Here is a 3,179-nt window from a genome sequence, read left to right on the forward strand (position 1 = left end):
GCCTAGGCCTCCCGGCCCGACAGCGGCACCCCCCGCCCCGCCCCAACCCCCGCCCCCCCGCCTCCCACCGGGGAGGGGCAGGCCTGGCGTAGATGAATAGCAGGATAACAAATGGTTCGATAATCGCACGAAAGTGCGATTATCGGATTGTAACCGCCCCGCCAGTCTCCTTAATCTGGGCCCATCGCAGCGACGCATGGGCCCGCTGCTCACCGACCCGGCTCGTCCTGACCAGGAGTCTCCAATGGCAGCAATCCTCTCGCTTCACGATGCCGTGAAGCAGTTCATCCAGGATGGCGACAGCGTCGCCCTCGAAGGCTTCACCCACCTGATCCCGACCGCCGCCGGTCACGAGATCATCCGCCAGGGCAAGCGCGACCTGACCCTGGTGCGCATGACCCCGGACCTGATCTACGACCAGCTGATCGGTGCCGGCTGCGCGCGCAAGTTGATCTTCTCCTGGGGCGGCAACCCGGGGGTGGGTTCGCTGCACCGCCTGCGCGATGCGGTGGAAAAGCAGTGGCCGCATGCCATCGAGATCGAAGAACACAGCCACGCCGACCTGGCCAACGCCTATGTCGCCGGCGCTTCCGGCCTGCCGTTCGCAGTGCTGCGCGCCTACGCCGGCTCCGACCTGCCCAAGGTCAACCCGTTGATCAAGAGTGTCACTTGCCCGTTCACCGGCGAAGTGCTCGCCGCCGTGCCGTCGGTACGCCCGGACGTCACCGTGATCCACGCGCAAAAGGCCGACCGCAAGGGCAACGTGCTGCTGTGGGGCATCCTGGGCGTGCAGAAGGAAGCGGCCCTGGCGGCCAAGCGCTGCATCGTCACCGTCGAAGAGATCGTCGATGACCTCAACGCACCGATGAACGCCTGCGTGTTGCCGACCTGGGCCTTGAGCGCGGTGTGCCTGGTACCGGGCGGCGCCCACCCGTCCTATGCCCACGGTTACTACGAACGCGACAACCGCTTCTACCAGGCCTGGGACCCGATCGCCCGCAACCGCGAAACCTTCAGCGCCTGGATCGACACTTACATCCGTGGCACCACCGACTTCACCGAATTCAAGGCCAAGCTGGCCAGCACCGCGGAGGCCGCGCAATGAGCTACTCCACTTCCGAAATGATGACCGTCGCCGCCGCCCGGCGCCTGCGCAACGGTGCTGTCTGCTTCGTCGGCATCGGCCTGCCGTCCAAGGCCGCCAACCTGGCGCGCCTGACCTCGTCGCCCGACGTGGTGCTGATCTACGAGTCTGGCCCGATCGGTGCCAAGCCCAGCGTGCTGCCACTGTCGATCGGTGACGGTGAACTGGCGGAAACCGCCGACACCGTGGTGCCGACCGGCGAAATTTTCCGCTACTGGCTGCAGGGCGGGCGTATCGACGTGGGCTTCCTCGGCGCTGCCCAGGTCGACCGCTTCGGCAACATCAACACCACCGTGGTGGGTGACTACCACGCGCCAAAAACCCGCCTGCCGGGTGCCGGCGGTGCGCCGGAGATCGCCGGTTCCGCCAAGCAGGTGCTGATCATCCTCAAGCAGTCGCCACGGGCGTTCGTCGACAAGCTCGACTTCATCACCTCGGTCGGCCACGGCGAAGGCGGCGACTCGCGCAAGCGCCTGGGCCTGCCGGGCGAAGGGCCGGTCGGCATCATCACCGACCTGTGCATCATGGAGCCGGAAGCCGGCACCCACGAGTTTGTCGTGACCTCGATTCACCCGGGCGTGACCCGCGAGCAGATCATCAACGCCACCGGCTGGGCGATCCGCTTTGCCGACAACGCCCAGGAGACCGCGGCGCCGAGCGAGCTCGAGCTGACCGCGCTGCGCGACCTCGAAGCCCGCACCGCCGCCGCCCATGGGCAAGTGGCAGGAGAAGCCTGATGCGTGACGTATTCATCTGTGACGCCATCCGCACCCCCATCGGCCGTTTTGGCGGCGCCCTGGCCGGCGTGCGCGCCGATGACCTGGCGGCGGTGCCGCTCAAGGCGCTGATCGAGCGTAACCCGAGCGTGCAGTGGGACCAGCTCGACGAAGTGTTCTTCGGCTGTGCCAACCAGGCCGGTGAAGACAACCGCAACGTCGCACGCATGGCCCTGTTGCTGGCCGGCTTGCCACAGAGCGTGCCGGGCGTGACCCTCAACCGCCTGTGCGCTTCCGGCATGGATGCCATCGGCACCGCCTTCCGCGCCATCGCCAGCGGCGAGATGGAGCTGGCCATCGCCGGCGGCGTCGAGTCGATGTCGCGTGCGCCGTTCGTCATGGGCAAGGCCGAGAGCGGTTACTCGCGCAACATGAAGCTGGAAGACACCACCATCGGCTGGCGCTTCATCAACCCGCTGATGAAAGCCCAGTACGGCGTAGATGCCATGCCCGAGACGGCCGACAACGTCGCCGACGATTATCAGGTTTCACGCGCCGACCAGGACGCCTTCGCCCTGCGCAGCCAGCAGAAGGCGGGTGCTGCACAGGCCGCCGGCTTCTTCGCCGAAGAGATCGTGCCGGTGCGCATTGCCCATAAAAAGGGCGAGACCCTGGTCGAGCATGACGAGCACCTGCGCCCGGACACCACGCTCGAGGCGCTGACCCGGCTCAAGCCGGTCAATGGCCCGGACAAGACCGTCACCGCCGGCAATGCCTCGGGCGTCAACGACGGTGCCGCCGCGCTGATCCTGGCCTCGGCCGAAGCCGTTAAGAAGCACGGCCTGACCCCACGTGCCCGGGTGCTGGGCATGGCCAGCGCCGGTGTGGCGCCACGGGTGATGGGCATCGGCCCGGTGCCGGCGGTGCGCAAGCTGACCGAGCGCCTGGGTGTGGCCGTGGCCGACTTCGACGTCATCGAGCTCAACGAAGCCTTCGCCAGCCAGGGCCTGGCGGTGCTGCGCGAACTGGGTGTGGCGGATGATGCGCCGCAGGTGAACCCCAATGGCGGCGCCATCGCCCTCGGCCACCCGCTGGGCATGAGTGGCGCGCGGCTGGTGCTGACGGCGTTGCACCAGTTGGAGAAGACTGGCGGGCGTAAAGGCCTGGCGACTATGTGTGTGGGTGTGGGGCAGGGGTTGGCGTTGGCCATCGAAAGGGTTTGAGGTTACTTGCGCCCTCCTGTAGGAGCGGGGGGGGGGGGGGGTTGTGGGGGGGTGCAGCACCCGCCAATATTGGGAAAATAAATAAAAAGGGGCGCA

The 3,179-nt window shown here is 67.1% G+C and carries 3 protein-coding genes; all 3 read left to right on the forward strand.

Translation table 11 applies throughout. The features are described from left to right. Window positions 1–244: 244 nt before the first annotated feature. Genes ABE459_RS25775 through pcaF form a run of 3 tightly spaced genes read left to right on the forward strand, consistent with a single transcriptional unit; the run spans window position 245 to window position 3,083 of the window. Window positions 245–1,105 carry a CoA transferase subunit A gene (locus ABE459_RS25775; protein ID WP_125462761.1) on the forward strand — a complete coding sequence of 287 codons (861 nt, stop codon included), beginning with the start codon at window positions 245–247 and terminating at the stop codon, window positions 1,103–1,105. Continuing rightward, on the forward strand, window positions 1,102–1,881 hold the full coding sequence (locus ABE459_RS25780; RefSeq protein WP_125857564.1) for a CoA-transferase subunit beta: 780 nt from the start codon (window positions 1,102–1,104) through the stop codon (window positions 1,879–1,881). The genes ABE459_RS25775 and ABE459_RS25780 overlap by 4 nt, the downstream gene beginning before the upstream one ends. Next, complete coding sequence (pcaF, locus tag ABE459_RS25785) at window positions 1,878–3,083, forward strand: 3-oxoadipyl-CoA thiolase (RefSeq protein WP_189654558.1); 1,206 nt, start codon at window positions 1,878–1,880, stop codon at window positions 3,081–3,083. The genes ABE459_RS25780 and pcaF overlap by 4 nt, the downstream gene beginning before the upstream one ends. The last annotated feature ends 96 nt before the right edge of the window (window positions 3,084–3,179 follow it).

The sequence above is a fragment of the Pseudomonas sp. TWI923 genome, from assembly GCF_039673365.1.
In the GTDB taxonomy this organism is placed as follows: Bacteria; Pseudomonadota; Gammaproteobacteria; order Pseudomonadales; family Pseudomonadaceae; genus Aquipseudomonas; species Aquipseudomonas sichuanensis.

Excerpts from the sequence above, each read along its gene's own strand:
- ABE459_RS25775 (WP_125462761.1), top strand. The coding sequence starts at position 245 with ATGGCAGCAATCCTCTCGCTTCACGATGCCGTGAAGCAGTTCATCCAG.
- ABE459_RS25780 (WP_125857564.1), top strand. The coding sequence starts at position 1,102 with ATGAGCTACTCCACTTCCGAAATGATGACCGTCGCCGCCGCCCGGCGC.